Source organism: Lysinibacillus sp. NPDC093197 (assembly GCF_044754025.1).
Taxonomy (GTDB): domain Bacteria; phylum Bacillota; class Bacilli; order Bacillales_A; family Planococcaceae; genus Lysinibacillus.
The window spans coordinates 146,741-164,185 of record NZ_JBIVOH010000001.1 but is presented as its reverse complement, the minus strand read 5'-3'; the positions used below and the strand labels follow the sequence as shown (position 1 = coordinate 164,185).

Genomic DNA, 17,445 nt, shown 5'->3' with positions numbered 1-17,445 from the left:
TCGGTAATATATTGGTAATATTATATGGAGGTATTATCATGGCACAATCTAAGGCTAAAAAGAAGCGTTTGCATTTAAAACGTACACAAGGTAAAGACGTTGAGAAAAAGCGTCAAACTTCCCCTTTCAGTACACATGAGCGCGTTACTAAAACGAAGCGTGCTACACTAGAACAAAATAGAACAAAGCATAGGAAACAGCCACATGTAGACGATTCGTCGTACTAGATGTGGCTGTTTTTGTCGTGTCTTTATAAATTATAAAATAACTTTGTATTTCGTGTTACAATTTTTGCCGCTTCTTGTGTTGTTAAGCCTTTAATAGTTGCAATAACTTCAATGGTTTTAGACATCATATACGGCGAAGTACGAGCTTTGTCAAATGGTCCTTCAAATGGCCAAGGACCATCCGTTTCAACCATCATGAGTTCCAATGGATATCTTTTAATCAATGCTTGAATTTCTGCTTCATAAACACAATCAGGTGTAATTGAAATATAATAGCCATTATGTATCATGCGCACAATCGCCTCTTCGCTTCCCTTAAACCAATGAAAATGTGCTTTCGTCACACCATGTTGCTCAAGTAAATCACATGCGATTAAAGCGTCTTCGTAAACAGCATGTAACACAATCGGTTTGTGAAGCTCTTTAGCCAATTTAATAAATTGTTCTAATAAATGTATATAAGGCTGCTCATCAATCTTCTGAGCTTGTCTGCGATAATAAGGTAACCCGACCTCTCCAACGGCAATCATCTCATTAGCATGAAGCCGTATCCAATCAAATAAAGCTTGTCTGTCCTCGTCACTTGGTAAAGATTGTTCAGGATGAAAACCATATGCTGCCTTAACCTTATCGTATGATTTCGTTAACTTCAGCGTTTTTTTACTCGATTGCAAGTCCATACTCACCGCAATGACATATTGTGCTTCTTCAAGTAGCAGAGGCACTTCTTCTTCCTTATACTGATCTAAATGAATATGTGCATCAATCAACATATGCATCGTCCTTTTCTTCTTTTAAGTAATGGAAAAGTTGTTGTTTTAATTGTGTAAATTGCGCACTATGGCGAATTTCCTCAGATCGTGGTCGTGCAAACGGAACTATTATTTCCTCCTTAATAGTAGCTGGACGTTTTGTTAAAACAATAATGCGATCTGCTAAAAATAACGCCTCTTCGATACTATGTGTAACAAACAGGATAGATTTTTTATGTTCCTCCCAAATCGATAACAGCCATGCTTGCATTTCTAATCTTGTAAACTCATCCAGCGCTGAAAACGGCTCATCTAAGCATAAAATTGGTTTCTCACTGACGATAGCTCGCAGAAATGATACACGTTGCTGCATGCCTCCTGATAAAGCATGAGGATAAGCATTTTCAAAAGAAGATAGGCCAACCTTTTCTAACCATTTTCTTGCAAGCTCTATATTAGGTCGATGCTGCAATTCTTCTACAATTGTGACATTTTCCAAAATTGTCCGCCACGGTAATAAGCAAGGTTGCTGTGGCATGTAACCAATAGTGCCTGTTTTTTGCTGAATGTCGTCTCCATTTAACAAAATAGCACCATGATTCAAAGGCGTTATACCTCCTATTAATTGAAAGAGAGTGCTTTTACCACTACCAGAGGGACCAATGATTGCCACAAATTCTCCTTCCTTTACTGTAAAGGATAAGTTTTTAACTACTTCAAGCGAGCCAAAGGATTTAGATATGTCTTGAATGTTCAGCATGTGATCCCCTCCCCTTTACAACTAGCTTTTCAACAAAACGAATAACGCCAAACAACAATAAACTTAACAATACAATCGCAAATATCGCCACAAATACACGATCCGTCCGAAACGATGATTGGGCAAGTGTCATATAAACACCAATCCCCTTTTTCGCACCAAGCCATTCCGCGATGACAGCCCCCATTACACTATATGTCGCTGCAATTTTTATACCAGAAAATATAGACGGATAGGCAAATGGCCATTCTAACTTCCAAAATGTTTGACCTTTTGTAGCACCTATCATTGCAAAATAATGCTTAAGCTCAGATGACGTTTGACGAAATCCATCCATTGCCGCAATAACGATAGGAAAAAAGCAAACGAGACAAATAATAATCAGCTTCGGTAACAGCCCAAAACCAAACCAAATAATTAATAAAGGTGCAAGGACAAGCACAGGCACATTTTGTGACACAATTAAAATCGGATACACAAATGCCCGTACCGTCGCTGAACGGTGTAATAATATCGCAACACTCAAGCCGAAAAATATACCAATAGCAAAGCCAAGTACCGCTAGCTGTATAGTAGCGAACACATGGGGCATGAACGTCTTATAAGAGTGAACACCCTCAGTAACGATGGCACTCGGCGCTGGTAATAGCCAATGTGGGATGTCAGCCAAACGGATAACGACTTCCCAAATAACTAACAGGAAGGCGATAAAAATAATCGACCTTCCTTTCGTTACTACTTGTTTCATCCTCGATACTTCTCCGTCAACGTCCCCATTGTAATGCCAGTTGGTTGATATAAAATTTTCACTTGCGTAATAACATTAATAGCACCCAATTCAATCATTTTTTTATTCATCTCTTCTATAATTTGGAGTAAGGTAGACAGTTCACCTTCCATTGTCGTTTCTAGTGGTTGCACTTCATAGCGCACACCTGAAGCATCAATGATCGCAATCGCCGCATCAACGAATGGAATCACATCCTCGTATTTTTCTGTTTTAGGTATAATTTGTACACTAATTAATGAATTAGCCATTTATTTTGCCCCTTTCTTTGGTAAGAAATCATTTGTAAAAGCTTGATCTGCATGAAATTCGCCTTCTAATACGTTGTTCTTTGTCATCCAGTCCGCATAGTTTTCCCAAACTGCTAATTTTTGTTCGCCCCATTGCGCCGCATCATCTTGATACTTGTTTGCTAACCATTCCTGACTTTTATGCACAAGTGCTTTATCTAAATCAGGTACCGCTTCAAGCAATATATCCGCTGCTTCACTAGGATGCTCAATAGCATACTCATAACCTTTTGTAGTAGCTGCAACAAATGCCTTTACCACATCAGGATTATCCTTAATCATCTTTTCATTCGTTGCAAGTACAGGTGTATAATAATCAAGTTGCTCACTATAGTCTGTTAAATACTGCATATTTAATTTTTCTCCACGAAGCTCCGCCTCAATACCTGTCCAAGCATAATAGATCCAAGCAAAATCTATATCCTTCTGCATCATTGTGAAAAAGTCTAAGTCTCCTGCATTCACGATATCTAATTTCTTTATATCAGCATTTTCTTTTTGCATTAGAGATTGTAAAACAGCTTGTTCTATTGGGCTTCCCCAACCACCATACGTTTTGTCTTCGTAATCTTTTGGTGACGTAATGCCTTTTGAAGCATCTGATGCAAAGCCAGATGTATTATGCTGAATAATTGCTGCAATCGATACAAGAGGCACGTCTTGAACACGTGCTTGCGTTATACCTTCCTGGTAGCTAACGCCAAACTGAGCTTTGCCTGATGCAACAAGTTGATCTGCCCCCGCATCACCAGGTAATAAAATGTCTACGTCTAAACCTTGCTCCTCAAAGTAGCCAAGCTTTTTCGCAACATAAAGTCCTGTATGATTCGTATTAGGTGTCCAGTCCAGTACAACGGATACCTTTTTCAATGTGCTTGTTTCCTCTTTGTCCTCTTTTTCGCTACAACCAACTAATGTTAATAATGCAGCAACAAGAACGAAAAACCACTTTTTCATGCTGTGTCCTCCAAGTCTAGTAGTTTGAAAGTGTTCACGATTGAATGTTTTCACCAGAAAAGGTATTCTCAGGCCATTTGCATCGCTTCTAATAGATTACTCCTAGTTTTAGGAGGAATAATGAATCCTAAACAAAAAAACGCCTAGGAGTTATCCCAGACGTTTGCAAACGGTATCAAAAAATAGTATACGAATATTTTTGAATAGATGTTCCCTACGCTGGTACGAGCCAAATCAGGTTCAAAGGGTCAGCATCTAAACGGACGCAATCTCAGCTGGCAACTTCCAGCCCCCCTACATTCTTAACTTATGAACTTTTCGTTGATTATTATACCCATATCTATCGTAAAATGACAAGCTAGTATTTTCGTAATTGATAAAAATGAGCTTCTATTGGACTATACAAGTATTCTGCAACATGACTTTTGCAAATAGAATATGCATGGAATTTGGAACATCAAAAATTCTCCAATACGAAACAGTTAATCTTTTGCAAAACCAACAAGTTAAAAAAGAGTTATTCTCCATACAACACGATATAACTTCCATCGCCCTTTGAAAAGATAGTTGCTATGTGTCATTTAGTTATAATTGAAATTAAACTAATTATAGAAAACATTTTTTCTTCGTGATTTTTGAGAGTTTGTGCTTTATTCAAAGTGTCAGGAGTGAGTTGATGAAAAAGCTTTTAAAAATTACCGTAGTATTTCTTGTTTTACTCGGAGCAGCTGGCTATGCTGTATGGCATTTAGGGACAAATATCGCTTCCGAAAAAATAATTGAAAAAGTGAAATCTAATTTAGATGACGAAAATTTAGAAGAAGTTAAATCTTATATCGAGAACGATTCGAAGGTTCAAGAAATTGTAAGCGAGGCAGCAACTACAAATCCGGATACTCTTCCCTTCCAAACTAAGGAAGAAGCGACACGTGTGTTAATTAAAAAAGTGGGCGTTAATCGTTTACTTGAAATTCAGGAACAAGCGCAAAACGGTTCAATTAGTAAGGATGAAGTATTATCCGAAATTGAAGGTAAACTGTCTGAAGATGAAATTTCTGCTTTAAAATATGTTTTATATAAGGAATTGAATAAATAAAACTAGCCATTTGAAAATTTCAATTAAAGATACAGAGACAAAGATTCATATAAAAATTTTCAATACAGCTAAGCACCACATTCGTGTTAGTGGATATATTAAAACAGGCTCGAGTCCTATTAAGTGAAATCGAGTCCTTTTTTCTATTATTTTTCTATTGTTGCTAGTTAAACTTAAGCGCACGATTGTTATATAATTTAAGCATTTACAACGTTAAACATAAAGATGTTATCAAATAAGATTTTGAGAAGCATTCAATTAGAGCCGTTGCAATTACTAAAGTTTTAATGTTGCGCATAACTTATAGTGACTTGAGTACCTTTTTCGTTAGATTGGATTGTACTCTGTAGTTCAAGCATTCGGCAAATATCTTCGATGATTCGTAGGCCAGTACCCTTTTCCTCCACATTAAACCCAACCCCATTATCCTTAAATATAATTGAGTTTTTTTGCAAAGTGATTTCCAATGTATCGCACACTGCATGGCGCAAAATATTTTGGAAGATATTATCAAATAATCTGTGCAACCAAATTTCATTACTCTTCCAATGGCATTTAGTTGAGGAATCGTTTAACACAATAGAGATTTGGTTAACTTTATATAAAAAATTCCACTTTAAAATGATGGTATTGATAAGTTTTGGAACATCTACTTTTTCCATGATTATATAGGAATTATCAACACGAGATAAGCGCTCAAAGTCATATTCATTGGATAACTTTGAAATATAGTTTATTTGTTCGTTTAAAGAATTGAAAATATCCTGATGTTGTGAAAAATCATTTTCGATTGTGTAAAGTTGTAAGCGCATAGCTGTTAAAGGTGTATTAATATCGTGGCGCAACTGAGTTAAAAGTTCTAGTTTCATTTGCTCTTGTTGCATTATTTCAATTTCCTTCGATATCGTCCGGTCAATGAGAAGGTTTACTGCATTGGTTAAATCCCCTAATTCATCATCTCGAGAGTAAGGAATCTTTTGAAGTCTCTTCTTGTCGTTACTCGCCAACTCCATAATGGTTTGGTTTAATTCATTAATTCGTTTAATTAATGAATTAATGGATTTGGAGAATAAAATAGCCAAAGTAATAAAACAGACGATAAATAACCCTAGCATAATTGGATAGGCTTTTGACTCAAAAAAATGTGTTTCTGTATCATTTGAAAAATGATTGTAAATTACCGTTACGATTACATTAATTACTACAATCGAAAGAGGAACACTGAATATAACCGACAATAGCAATAGTTGATATTTCTTTTTTAGTTTCATTGTTTAACACGGGTATTCATACGATAACCTTCTCCATATACATTTTGAATAATCACACCATCTGTATCCGCAATCTTGTTGCGGACCTTTTTAATATACACGTTAATTAAATTAGGATTACGATCTTCTAGCTGCCAAAGATAATCAATGAATTGTTCTTTAGATAAAATAAAATCTGCGTTTTCATAGAGGTAAAAGAATATTTTCTTTTCAAAGGCTGTAAATTCGACTTCTTTATTATTCTGATTATTAACGACACGCATATGAGTAACATCAATGGATAAATGCTGTATTTGTTTGTGAATTCCGTAAGAAGCAATTAATTTATTTTTTATTCGTATTAATAATTCCCTTGGATCAAATGGCTTCACCATGTAATCTTCTCCAATTTCAAGCCCTCTTAATTTACTATCAATGTCACTTCTAGCAGTTAAAAATATTATAGGAATATTATGCCCTAACTGATTAATTCGCATTGAAATCTGATACCCGTCCTCTCCAGGTAGCATAATATCCATAATAACAATGTCCACTTGCTTTATAACTGTATATAAAGATGCTCCATTTTCTAACCAGATTACTTTATAACCTTCTTTTTGAAGTATATTCTCCAATAAACTTCCAATCATTTTATCATCTTCTACAAGTAAAATTGTAAACAACATTTTTGTCTCTTCCTCACTATTTTTCAGCCATTTCTTGCAAGAACTTTTGGGTTTCTTCATAAATTTCAGTTGGATGGTACAAGTAAATACTGTGCTTGCTTTTTATTTGAATAACACTTGAAACTTCTAACTTCTTTGCGAAATCTTGATAGTCTTTTAGTGATGCTTTAGCAGCTTCAGAATTTTTATCAAGGTACGCATCAATAAATAAAATAGGGGTTGTTTTTGGAATAGATAATGCGGTAGACTTTTTGCTATTTTTTACGGAATGTAGCATTTCTTGTTCCATATCATTGTTGATTCCCTGTTTATTTGATACTGCTTTAAATATATCTTTTTCTTGTGAAGTCAGAAAATCTTTCTCTAAGACGGCATCGTTATATGCTAAAATCGGAAACACTCTTTGGAATCCTAATTCACTTAATATAGTTCCTGCCTTCATAAAAGCCTTTTCTACGAAACCTACCGGATGTTTTATATATTGAGAAGGTAAACCAATATCTAACGCCACAATCGCTTTAACTTCTTTCGGATATTTCTGCGCCCAATAGATAGCTTCGATTCCTGAAATAGAGTGTGGGACTAAAATATAAGGGGGCTTATTGCCACTTTTAAATAGTGCCTCCCTCGTTTGTTCTAATATTACATCTATATCTCGATTGTCGTTAAATTCATCACTATACCCATATCCTGCTCTTTCCACAACGGCAATTTTATTTTCTTTTGAAAAATGACGATACAAGCTTTTTAATTCATAAATAGGTGCTGCTACTGCTGAGCCAGCCATAAATACAAATGTATCTGCATTCTGACCTTCAGAATAAATGTTAATCTTCTTCCCATTAAAATCGATTAACTTGCCCGTATTATTCTCTAGTAACAATGTCTCTTTATTCTCTTTGAACTTATGGAAGCTAAATACAGAACCGATAAGCACAATCAATAAAGTGAAGAAACTTATCGAAAACCACTTCATCATTTTTTTCATTTTCTACTTGCCCCTTTCAATTATAAATACAAGGTTAAAGTAGAAAAATATAATTCTTATAAACTTTTGATAAATTTTTGAATGGTAATATCGACTGACTAAAGTTCGTGCACACATTAAAAAGTCACGAATGTTTTTAAATCAACGATTCGTGACTTTCCTTATGAGATTTTTATAGGTGTATACAGCAAGGTGTTTTCACTCGCTAACCCTAAAAAATGTTTTTCAACTAAATGGATCCTTTAACGAAACCGTTCGCTGATTCTTGAGATTACGCCCGTTTATTGTATTTCAAGTTTATAATTTCTACCAATTGGCTGCTAACCTGAGTACATTTAAAAATAAAATAACGCCTAGTTACTAATTACATTAAAAATTTTCTGTTGAGCATCTTTGGCTTCAGGGATTGGCATGACAGCAAACACATGAATCATTTTGGGATATACATAGGAAAAAGTCTTTATCAAAAAAGCCCAGTTCTCTGATAGAACATGGGCAAAGTAATTTGTTATTCTTCTTTTTTCGTTTTTACTACATGAGAAATGGCACCATCTGTAGCGATATCGACTTTAAAGGAGCCGTTTGAATGACGATCAGCGCGAGTTAACGCTTTGACATCAATGATTTCTTGCACGCCCTTATCTGTTTCAACAATAACCTGTTCCTCATCACTAGCCTTTACTACCGCAACAATTCGGTGTGGATTTGCTTTTAATTCTGTTAACACTTTTAAACCACGTTTTGCGCGACTAGCTATATCGACTTCTGCGACATTCATCTTTTTCACGGCACCACGTTGTGTAACAATGACAACATACTCCGTGTCAGACGGTTTTAATATTGTAACACCAACCAATGCTTCCCCATCTTTTAATGTAATACCTTTCACACCACCAGTTTTAACGCCAGTGACAGGCAGCTCTTCAATCGGGAAGCGAATAGCATATGCAGTATCTGTGATTAATAACAATTCGGCATCATCTGATACAATGTCCGCAAGTATCATTTCATCACCCGATTTCACATTCATCGTTTTAATCGGTTTAGAATAACGTGTAACGGCGTAATCAGCTAATGGTGAACGTTTGATTTGCCCTTCTTTTGTAGCCGTTAAAATATATGTGTTAGCCTGTTCAAACGAGTCAAAACCATAAACAGCAATAATGGTTTCGTCTTCACCCGTTGGCACAATACTTGATATATGTTGACCAAGATCCTTCCAACGAATATCCGGCAATTCATGCACAGGCTGATAAATATAATTTCCACGATTAGTGAACAGCAGTACATGATGCTGTGTATTTAACGTTGCCTCATACAGTAAATAATCCGAATCTTTCATCGCAAAATCTTGCCCATTGGACGCTGCGTGAGAACGAGTAGATGTACGCTTAATATAGCCATCTTTTGTCACTGTAACCACAACTTCTTCACTTGGCACAAGGACATCTAGCGTAATTTTAATTTCCTCAATTTCTTGTTCGATTTTCGAGCGACGTGGCTCAGAAAAACGTTTTTTAATGTCGAGCAATTCTTGTTTTATGACACGAATAAGCTTAGCCTCACTATGCAAAATACCTTCTAGCTTTGCAATTAGTGCATTTAATTCATCTTGTTCATGACGTAGCTCTGTAATATCCGTATTTGTTAAACGGTATAATTGTAAGCTCACAATGGCCTCAGATTGAACTTCAGTAAAGTCATACTTCACCTGTAAATTCGTTTTCGCATCACGCTTATCATTCGATGAACGAATCGTCGCAATCACTTCATCTAAAATAGAAAGTGCTTTAATCAAACCATCAACAATATGCGAACGGTCTTTCGCCTTTTGCAAATCATAAATCGAGCGGTTTGTCACCACTTCCTTTTGATGGGTTATGTACGCATCAAGTAGCAGTGGCAAGGTCATCATCGTAGGACGACGGTTATGGATAGCAATCATATTAAAATTGTAGGCTACTTGTAAATCAGTAGTTTTGAATAAGTAATTTAAAATTCCTTTTCCTGGCACATCTTTTTTTAGCTCAACTACGACGCGCAATCCTGTACGATCGGATTCATCACGAATTTCAGCAATGCCTTCAAGTCGTTTATCGACACGTTGTTCATCAATTTTCTTAACAAGATTCGCCTTATTTACATCATACGGTAATTCCGTAATAACGATTTGCTCTTTCCCGCCTTTTAATGGTTCAATAGCTGCTTGAGCACGCACAATAATTTTGCCGCGCCCTGTTTCATAAGCTTTTTTAATGCCATCTACACCTTGGATAATCCCTCCTGTTGGGAAGTCAGGGCCTTTAATAACCGTCATGAGCTCATCAACAGTAGCATTCGGTTGATCTAAACGCATTAAAACCGCATCTAACACCTCATTAAGTGCGTGAGGTGGAATATCCGTCGCATAACCAGCAGAAATCCCTGTCGAGCCGTTTACAAGCAAATTCGGGAAGCGAGCAGGTAATACAGTTGGTTCCATATCCTGATCATCAAAGTTCGGCACAAACTCCACCGTTTTTTTCCCTATATCACGTAGCATTTCAGCAGCAATTGCTGACAATCTTGCTTCTGTGTAACGCATCGCAGCTGGAGGGTCACCGTCAACGGAACCATTATTACCATGCATTTCAATCAACATATGGCGAGCCTTCCAATCCTGACTCATGCGCACCATTGCTTCATATACCGAACTATCACCATGTGGATGGTAGTTACCGATAACATTTCCGACTGTTTTTGCAGACTTACGGAACGGTTTTTCATTTGTATTTCCTTCTGTATACATCGCAAATAAAATACGACGTTGTACAGGTTTAAGACCGTCGCGCGCATCTGGCAACGCTCGGTCTTGAATTATATATTTACTATAGCGACCAAAGCGGTCACCCATTACTTCTTCTAAAGGTAAATCTTGAAACTTTTCCGTACTACTCATGCTTGGTCCTCCTCTTGTTGGATGAATTCATTGTCTAAAATATTTGAATCATCCTCCATGCCGAAGTCTACATTTGCTTCGATCCATTTACGGCGCGGCTCTACTTTATCGCCCATTAACGTCGTCACACGACGCTCTGCACGTGCGCCATCCTCAATCGTTACACGAATTAAAGTACGTGTGTCAGGGTTCATCGTTGTATCCCACAGCTGATCTGCATTCATCTCACCAAGACCTTTATAGCGTTGCAGAATATAGCCTTTTCCGACCTTTTTAATGGCTTTTTGTAAATCGTTTTCGGTCCAAGCATACTCAATGACCTCTTTTTTACCCACACCTCTAGATACTTTATAAAGCGGTGGTAATGCGATAAATACTTTACCTGACTCAATTAATGGGCGCATGTAACGATAGAAGAACGTTAATAGTAGCACCTGAATATGCGCCCCATCCGTATCAGCATCGGTCATAATGACGACTTTATCGTAAGCAGAATCTTCTACTGAGAAATCCGCTCCTACCCCTGCACCAATGGCATGAATAATCGTTGAAATCTCCTCGTTTTTCATAATATCTTGGAGCTTCGCTTTTTCTGTATTGATGACTTTACCACGTAACGGTAAAATTGCCTGGAATGTACGGTCTCGCCCTTGTTTTGCTGAACCGCCGGCAGAGTCACCTTCGACTAGATATAATTCATTTTTCGCTGCATTACGAGATTGTGCAGGTGTTAGCTTTCCTGAAAGAATCGTACTACCTTTTTTGTTTTTCTTCCCATTACGAGCATCCTCACGCGCTTTACGTGCCGCTTCACGAACTTGTTGTGCACGAATCGCTTTTCGAACAAGGGAAGCTGATAGCTCCGCATTCTCTTCAAGGACATATAAAACTTGCTCTGAAACAACGCTATCTACTGCAGAACGCGCCTCACTCGTACCAAGCTTACCTTTCGTTTGGCCTTCAAATTGTAATAAATGCTCTGGAATACGAACAGAGATAATCGCCGCTAAACCTTCACGTATATCTGTCCCTTCAAGATTTTTATCTTTATCTTTCAATAGACCAATTTTACGTGCATATTCATTGAAAACTCGCGTCAACGCAGATTTAGCACCTGTTTCATGTGTGCCGCCATCACGTGTACGAACGTTGTTAACAAACGATAAAATCGTTTCTGAATAGCCGTCGTTGAATTGGAAGGCAAATTCAACCTCGATATCATCTTGTTCACCCTCTACATATTTCACAGGATGAAGAACATCTTTTTCCTCATTCAAATACGCAACGAAAGCTTCAATGCCGTTTTCATAAAAGAAAACATCACCTTTGCCTTCCTCGCGTTGATCAATTAACTCAATTTTTAATCCTTTTAATAAAAATGCAGACTCACGTAAACGTTCTGCAAGCGTATCATAATTGAATTTTGTGACTGAAAAGATTGTGTCGTCTGGTAGGAAATGGACAAGTGTTCCTGTTTGTTTTGTTTGACCAATTTCTTCAAGTGTCGTTGCAGGGTGTCCACCGTTTTCAAAACGCTGCTTATACTTTTTGCCATCACGATGTATCGTTACTTCTAAAAATGTCGATAAAGCATTGACAACGGAAGAACCAACACCGTGTAAGCCACCACTCGTTTTATAGCCGCCTTGCCCAAATTTACCGCCTGCATGTAATACAGTGAAAATAATTTCAGGGGTAGGCTTGCCCATTTTATGCATACCTGTTGGCATCCCTCGTCCAAAGTCTCGAACACTTAAGCTTTGATCTTTATGAATAGTGACAATGATATGAGAACCAAAGCCAGCTAGTGCTTCATCCACCGCATTATCCACGATTTCATATACAAGGTGATGAAGTCCTCTGCCGTCTGTGGAACCGATATACATGCCGGGTCGCTTTCGTACCGCTTCTAATCCTTCTAATACTTGAATGGCGTCATCATTATAGACGCTTGGTGACTGTTTATTCGCCAAAAGATTCCCCTCCAAAAAACAAACGCATGTTCTGATTACGTTCTCATCCTAATAATAATAGCATTTCCTGTCAATAGCTAGTGACAGATATATATATTTTTGTTTACGCTATGGCGTAATGTCTTCTATGAATTTTGTTAAGCGACCAATCAAAGTCAGTTAACGGACATAAATAACTGCAACTGCCTGGAGCTTACTGCAATGACCACTATACAAAATCCACAACTATCGTCATAGGCTCTATCTTCATTCAGCCAGCAATAAACGCCAACTTCATGCTTACACTCAGCTTACCAAAACGTGATGAATAGGTGTTTTCTGTTGAATGATGATTTTTTATAGCTTCACATAGAAATTCAAGATAGACTTCTATTCTACCAAAGGAATGTGTGATTGACAAAATTGCCATTTTACCTATATTTTTAAGAAAGGGCTTAGGTATGGATACTATAATAGTGTCCTACAACCTAACATAAGCTAACATAAGCCTGTGACTTTTGAAATCATGGTGAAATATTTTCCTTTTGTATTGAATTCAAGGCCCATGATGAAATCTCCTTCATATCATTGTAGATTAAAGAGAAAAAGTGTAAAATACTTGTTACAAACTATTAGTACCAAGTGTTATTATTTGGATGAAAGGAGTCCACCTATGTTAAACGGACTTATTATTTTATGTGCCTATCTTATCGGCTCTATACCTTCTGGGTTATGGATTGGCAAAATATTTTACAAAACAGATATTCGCGAGCATGGTAGTGGCAATTTAGGTGCTACCAACACCTTCCGTATATTAGGAAAAAAAGCAGGTTTAGTTGTTACAATCATGGATATTTTAAAAGGAACAGCTGCTGTGTTATTAGTGACACTCCCTGTGTTCTCTGATGCCACGATTCATGGACTTATTTTAGGGCTTGTTGCGGTTATTGGTCATATGTTTCCTATTTTTGCAAGCTTCCGTGGCGGAAAAGCTGTTGCCACATCAGCTGGCGTCCTACTAGGCTATTCTTGGCCACTATTCATATTACTATTCATCGCATTTATCGTAACGTTAAAACTTACGAAAATTGTCAGCCTAACATCGATGATTGCTGCACTAGTTGCATTAATCTATTCGATTATTTATTTTTTTGTGACAGGCGATTTCGCATTAGCTATATTAGTAGCATTTTTATTTATTTTTATTGTTTATCGTCACCGAGCAAATATTACGCGCATTAAAAATGGTACTGAACCAAAAGTGAAATGGCTTTAACATGAAAGGAGTTCACACATGAATATTGCACTGACAGATGAAGCGCTTCAATGGTTTAAAAACGAAATGGAAGTCGAAACAGGTGATACAATCCGGTTTTATGCAAGATATGGTGGTTCAAGCCCTTTCCATGAAGGATTTTCTCTTGGGATGACTCGCGAAGAACCTCTCGAAATAGGCGTTCAAACTGTAATTGATGGTGTGACCTACTATATCGATGAGAAAGATTTATGGTTTTTTAACGATTATAACTTACACATTGACGTTGACAAACAACTTTACGAATTAAAATATGACTATTTAAAATAACACAGTGTTTCCTTTCACTAATATGAAAGGAAACACTTTTTTCATTTTGTGCAATAACAATCTTTAGTTTGCACTATTTGGTTTAGCTCTTCATAAAATTGACCATCCTCTAACTAGTCAATCTATACTTTGAGGAGGAAACATAATGCCAGTTTCAGAAAACAACAATACCTCCCAACAGCAAAATCCTTCTACGAATTTACTGCACACTTCTCTTTCAGAAAATATTTATACGATTAAAGAAGCGCTTGGTAATAGCAACGATGTAATTATTCGTGAAATTACACTTAATAAATTAAATAACCAATCCATCGCTCTAATTAACATTGATGGTATATCCGATAAAAATGTAATTACAGACTTTATATTAGAAGATTTGATGCTTGAAATTGACAATGGACCTGACAATAAAGTAACCAACATAAACGACTATATAAAAAAGCAATGCTTAGCGGTAGGTGGTGCAAAAGATATTGTAGATTTTACCGCATTTTTTGCCTCCATTCTAAATGGTGAAACAGTCATTGTATTAGATGGACAATCGGTTGCGATTGCGACAGACACTAAAAGCGCAAAAGATAGAGCTGTCACTGAGCCACAAACAGAGTCCGTGATTAGAGGTCCAAGAGAGTCTTTTACTGAAACATTGCGTACAAATACGGCACTGATCCGTCGAAAAATTAAAAGCCCTGACCTTTGGATAAAATCTCGAATTATTGGTGATGTAACGCAAACAGACGTAGTTGTTATGTATATAAACGGTATTGCCAATGACAAAATTGTCCAGGAAGTGCTAGACCGTTTAGATAATATTGTCATTGATGGCGTATTAGAAACCGGCTATATAGAGGATTTTATTCAAGACTCTAAATTCTCTTTATTTCCGATGATTTATAATACGGAGCGACCGGATGTCGTTGCAGCAGAATTGTTAGAAGGTAAAATCGCCATATTAGTAGATGGGACACCCCTTGTACTAACCGTCCCTGTAATATTTACATCTTTTTTACAGGCAGCAGAAGATTATTACCAAAATTGGATTATTAGTTCATTAATCCGACTTTTACGTTTTTTTGGTATTTGTCTTGCATTAGTAATGCCATCCCTCTATGTAGCCATTACTACCTTTCATCAAGAAATGCTGCCAACGGCAATGCTTATTAGTATCGCTTCACAGCGAGAAGGTGTGCCCTTCCCTGCTGTAGTAGAAGCACTGATTATGGAGATTGCCTTTGAAATTTTGCGTGAAGCAGGTTTACGAATGCCTAGAACGATTGGTCCAGCAGTTTCAATTGTGGGGACATTAGTAATTGGTCAAGCAGCCGTGGAAGCGGGCGTAGTATCAGCTGTAATGGTCATTATTGTTGCATTAACAGCCATTTGTAGCTTTTTGTTTCCTTCCTATGGCTTATCAAACACGATCCGTGTTCTACGTTTCCCATTGATGATTTTAGCCGCGATGTTTGGTTTATTTGGCGTTATGTTTGGCATTATGATAATCATTCTTCACTTATGTAGTTTACGTTCATTTGGCGTTCCATATATGAGTCCTTTTGGGCCACTCATTATAAAAGATCAAAAAGATGCGATGATCTTGTTCCCACGTAGAGATTTACGCACTAGACCGAGGTTGTTCAGTCAAAAAAATAAAGTAAGAGAACAACGATATCATGCAGAAAAAAAAAGAAATTAACATTAATGTGTAAATGAGGAATACGTCATGTCAAAAATGAAGATGATTTTCCTATTGTTAATCCTCACTTTATTATTAAGTGGTTGCTGGAGTAAGCGCGAGTTAAACGAATTAGCAATTGTCGTTGCACTCGGCATAGATAAAATAGACGATGAATATGAAGTTTCTATCCAAGTCGTGGATACTAGTGAAATTTCCTCTAAGCAACCTTCTAGTGGACGATCACCTGTCGTCACCTACCATGCAAAGGGAAAAAGTGTGTTTGAAGCAATTCGAAGAATGACGACATTAACACCACGGAGACCTTATTTTTCTCATTTGCAAATGGTAGTTATCGGTGAAAAATTAGCTGAAGTAGGAATAAACGAACCACTCGACTTTATTGCCAGAGATCATGAATTTCGAAACGACTTTGATGTCATTATATCGCATGGTTCAACAGCAAAAGAAGTACTAAATGTGTTAACACCAATTGAAAAAATGCCAGCCAATAAATTGTTAAATTCCATTAAGGTATCCGAAAAAGCTTGGGGTTCAACCTTATCTGTTACTACAGACGAATTACTTAACACCCTTAGTAGCAAAGAAAAAAGTGCTGTTTTAACAGCAGTTGAAATACAAGGTGATACTAAATTAGGAATAGACCAAACAAATGTCGAAAGAATTAAAACACCTGTTATTTTAAAATATGCTGGTATAGCGGTTTTTAAAGAAGATAGATTGGAAGGAATGTTATCAGAAGAGGAAAGCATTTCCTTTAATTTCTTAAATAATAAAATCGGTAGTACGATCGTAGTACTCGCCTGCCCAAACAAGGGAGACTTATCTACCGAGATTACACAATCGAAAGCGAAAATTAAAGGAGCTTTTGAAAAAGGGGTTCCTAAAATTTCTATCAAAATTGATGTAACCCAAAATATAGGCGAAGTAAATTGCGCAATTAATTTAACACAAAACAAAACCATTCGTTACATTAATAAAAAGACAGCAGAACAAATAAAAGAACAAACGAAAAAAACGCTCGATATAATTCAAAAAAATTACAAGTTGGATATATTAGGATTTGGAGAAGCACTCAATCGGGAAGATCCGAAAAAATGGAAAGAAATTCAAAAAGAATGGTCTACAATATATCCTGAGGTAGCTGTCGACATCAAAGTCAATATCATTACCCAAGGATTAGGCACGATTCAAAATTCATTATTGTACAGTTCAAAGGAGTAGTAGCCCAACTATGTTTATTACAATTGTTTTATTGTTTGCTTCTTTGATCATTGCCTTTAGTGTCATTCCCTCTTTAATGAAAAAGGGCGAAAAAAAAACCATTATCGTCTTTTCTATCATATTAACGATTGGTACTGCACTAAATATCGCCATTGGCTTAAAGAAGAACATTCCCAGTCCTTTAGATTTCATTACATTTATTTTTACGCCTATTAGAAAATTATTACTCACACTTTTTCAATAAGAAAATGAAATGAGAG

Annotated in this window: 17 protein-coding genes and 1 riboswitch; of the genes, 7 read left to right on the top strand and 10 right to left on the bottom strand. The window is 36.7% G+C overall.

The features are described 5' to 3' along the window. The first annotated feature begins 38 nt into the window (after positions 1-38). A complete protein-coding gene (locus ACIP9G_RS00815; protein WP_340824676.1) occupies positions 39-227 on the top strand; it encodes a hypothetical protein in 189 nt (62 codons plus the stop codon). Between the two features lie 23 nt (positions 228-250). On the opposite strand, the gene ACIP9G_RS00810 is transcribed toward ACIP9G_RS00815, so the two are convergent. The 5 genes from ACIP9G_RS00810 to ACIP9G_RS00790 are packed head-to-tail and all read right to left on the bottom strand — an operon-like array spanning position 251 to position 3,773. Beyond that, a complete protein-coding gene (locus ACIP9G_RS00810) occupies positions 251-1,000 on the bottom strand; it encodes a TatD family hydrolase (protein WP_401018132.1) in 750 nt (249 codons plus the stop codon). Continuing rightward, positions 990-1,739, bottom strand: coding sequence for an ABC transporter ATP-binding protein (locus ACIP9G_RS00805; protein WP_340824677.1), 750 nt, complete (start codon positions 1,737-1,739; stop codon positions 990-992). The genes ACIP9G_RS00810 and ACIP9G_RS00805 overlap by 11 nt, the downstream gene beginning before the upstream one ends. After that, complete coding sequence (locus ACIP9G_RS00800) at positions 1,714-2,487, bottom strand: ABC transporter permease (protein WP_401016667.1); 774 nt, start codon at positions 2,485-2,487, stop codon at positions 1,714-1,716. The genes ACIP9G_RS00805 and ACIP9G_RS00800 overlap by 26 nt, the downstream gene beginning before the upstream one ends. After that, positions 2,484-2,777, bottom strand: coding sequence for a thiamine-binding protein (locus ACIP9G_RS00795; RefSeq protein ID WP_340824680.1), 294 nt, complete (start codon positions 2,775-2,777; stop codon positions 2,484-2,486). Before ACIP9G_RS00795 ends, ACIP9G_RS00800 begins: the two co-directional genes overlap by 4 nt. After that, positions 2,778-3,773 carry an ABC transporter substrate-binding protein gene (locus ACIP9G_RS00790; protein WP_401016665.1) on the bottom strand — a complete coding sequence of 332 codons (996 nt, stop codon included), beginning with the start codon at positions 3,771-3,773 and terminating at the stop codon, positions 2,778-2,780. Positions 3,774-3,967: 194 nt separating this feature from the next. Beyond that, a riboswitch (TPP riboswitch) is annotated at positions 3,968-4,079 on the bottom strand. 370 nt (positions 4,080-4,449) lie between these two features. Here ACIP9G_RS00790 and ACIP9G_RS00785 point away from each other — a divergent pair. Next, positions 4,450-4,869: a hypothetical protein gene (locus ACIP9G_RS00785; protein WP_401016663.1), complete on the top strand. Its 420-nt coding sequence runs from the start codon at positions 4,450-4,452 to the stop codon at positions 4,867-4,869. A gap of 284 nt (positions 4,870-5,153) precedes the next feature. Here the strand turns inward: ACIP9G_RS00785 and ACIP9G_RS00780 are convergent, their stop codons facing one another. The 5 genes from ACIP9G_RS00780 to parE all read right to left on the bottom strand — a co-directional run bounded on the left by ACIP9G_RS00780 (position 5,154) and on the right by parE (position 12,704). Beyond that, complete coding sequence (locus tag ACIP9G_RS00780; protein WP_401016661.1) at positions 5,154-6,140, bottom strand: sensor histidine kinase; 987 nt, start codon at positions 6,138-6,140, stop codon at positions 5,154-5,156. Further along, positions 6,137-6,805: a response regulator transcription factor gene (locus tag ACIP9G_RS00775; RefSeq protein WP_401016659.1), complete on the bottom strand. Its 669-nt coding sequence runs from the start codon at positions 6,803-6,805 to the stop codon at positions 6,137-6,139. Before ACIP9G_RS00775 ends, ACIP9G_RS00780 begins: the two co-directional genes overlap by 4 nt. Before the next feature lie 16 nt (positions 6,806-6,821). Further along, the gene (locus ACIP9G_RS00770; protein ID WP_401016657.1) at positions 6,822-7,793 is read right to left on the bottom strand and encodes an alpha/beta fold hydrolase; all 972 of its coding nucleotides are present in this window, start codon (positions 7,791-7,793) and stop codon (positions 6,822-6,824) included. 508 nt (positions 7,794-8,301) lie between these two features. Then, positions 8,302-10,731: a DNA topoisomerase IV subunit A gene (gene parC, locus ACIP9G_RS00765; protein ID WP_401016655.1), complete on the bottom strand. Its 2,430-nt coding sequence runs from the start codon at positions 10,729-10,731 to the stop codon at positions 8,302-8,304. Next, entirely contained in the window at positions 10,728-12,704 is a 1,977-nt protein-coding gene (gene parE, locus ACIP9G_RS00760) for a DNA topoisomerase IV subunit B (RefSeq protein WP_401016653.1), read from the bottom strand. Before parE ends, parC begins: the two co-directional genes overlap by 4 nt. Positions 12,705-13,356: 652 nt before the next feature. On the opposite strand from parE, the gene plsY reads away from it, so the two are divergent. The 5 genes from plsY (at position 13,357) to ACIP9G_RS00735 (ending at position 17,429) form a co-directional block, all read left to right on the top strand. After that, complete coding sequence (gene plsY / locus ACIP9G_RS00755) at positions 13,357-13,959, top strand: glycerol-3-phosphate 1-O-acyltransferase PlsY (protein ID WP_401011451.1); 603 nt, start codon at positions 13,357-13,359, stop codon at positions 13,957-13,959. A gap of 18 nt (positions 13,960-13,977) precedes the next feature. Beyond that, the gene (locus ACIP9G_RS00750) at positions 13,978-14,268 is read left to right on the top strand and encodes a HesB/YadR/YfhF family protein (protein WP_401016651.1); all 291 of its coding nucleotides are present in this window, start codon (positions 13,978-13,980) and stop codon (positions 14,266-14,268) included. Positions 14,269-14,413: 145 nt separating this feature from the next. After that, positions 14,414-15,961: a spore germination protein gene (locus ACIP9G_RS00745; protein WP_401016649.1), complete on the top strand. Its 1,548-nt coding sequence runs from the start codon at positions 14,414-14,416 to the stop codon at positions 15,959-15,961. 27 nt (positions 15,962-15,988) lie between these two features. Then, positions 15,989-17,185, top strand: coding sequence for a Ger(x)C family spore germination protein (locus tag ACIP9G_RS00740; protein WP_401016647.1), 1,197 nt, complete (start codon positions 15,989-15,991; stop codon positions 17,183-17,185). Between the two features lie 10 nt (positions 17,186-17,195). Further along, positions 17,196-17,429 (top strand): hypothetical protein, encoded by a 234-nt coding sequence (locus ACIP9G_RS00735; protein ID WP_401016646.1) that lies wholly within the window; start codon positions 17,196-17,198, stop codon positions 17,427-17,429. Positions 17,430-17,445: the final 16 nt, after the last annotated feature.

Excerpts from the sequence above, each read along its gene's own strand:
- ACIP9G_RS00740 (WP_401016647.1), top strand. The coding sequence starts at position 15,989 with ATGTCAAAAATGAAGATGATTTTCCTATTGTTAATCCTCACTTTATTA.
- ACIP9G_RS00745 (WP_401016649.1), top strand. The coding sequence starts at position 14,414 with ATGCCAGTTTCAGAAAACAACAATACCTCCCAACAGCAAAATCCTTCT.
- ACIP9G_RS00805 (WP_340824677.1), bottom strand. The coding sequence starts at position 1,739 with ATGCTGAACATTCAAGACATATCTAAATCCTTTGGCTCGCTTGAAGTA.
- parC (WP_401016655.1), bottom strand. The coding sequence starts at position 10,731 with ATGAGTAGTACGGAAAAGTTTCAAGATTTACCTTTAGAAGAAGTAATG.
- ACIP9G_RS00780 (WP_401016661.1), bottom strand. The coding sequence starts at position 6,140 with ATGAAACTAAAAAAGAAATATCAACTATTGCTATTGTCGGTTATATTC.
- ACIP9G_RS00790 (WP_401016665.1), bottom strand. The coding sequence starts at position 3,773 with ATGAAAAAGTGGTTTTTCGTTCTTGTTGCTGCATTATTAACATTAGTT.
- plsY (WP_401011451.1), top strand. The coding sequence starts at position 13,357 with ATGTTAAACGGACTTATTATTTTATGTGCCTATCTTATCGGCTCTATA.
- ACIP9G_RS00750 (WP_401016651.1), top strand. The coding sequence starts at position 13,978 with ATGAATATTGCACTGACAGATGAAGCGCTTCAATGGTTTAAAAACGAA.
- ACIP9G_RS00785 (WP_401016663.1), top strand. The coding sequence starts at position 4,450 with ATGAAAAAGCTTTTAAAAATTACCGTAGTATTTCTTGTTTTACTCGGA.
- ACIP9G_RS00800 (WP_401016667.1), bottom strand. The coding sequence starts at position 2,487 with ATGAAACAAGTAGTAACGAAAGGAAGGTCGATTATTTTTATCGCCTTC.
- ACIP9G_RS00795 (WP_340824680.1), bottom strand. The coding sequence starts at position 2,777 with ATGGCTAATTCATTAATTAGTGTACAAATTATACCTAAAACAGAAAAA.
- ACIP9G_RS00775 (WP_401016659.1), bottom strand. The coding sequence starts at position 6,805 with ATGTTGTTTACAATTTTACTTGTAGAAGATGATAAAATGATTGGAAGT.
- ACIP9G_RS00810 (WP_401018132.1), bottom strand. The coding sequence starts at position 1,000 with ATGTTGATTGATGCACATATTCATTTAGATCAGTATAAGGAAGAAGAA.
- ACIP9G_RS00735 (WP_401016646.1), top strand. The coding sequence starts at position 17,196 with ATGTTTATTACAATTGTTTTATTGTTTGCTTCTTTGATCATTGCCTTT.
- ACIP9G_RS00815 (WP_340824676.1), top strand. The coding sequence starts at position 39 with ATGGCACAATCTAAGGCTAAAAAGAAGCGTTTGCATTTAAAACGTACA.
- ACIP9G_RS00770 (WP_401016657.1), bottom strand. The coding sequence starts at position 7,793 with ATGAAAAAAATGATGAAGTGGTTTTCGATAAGTTTCTTCACTTTATTG.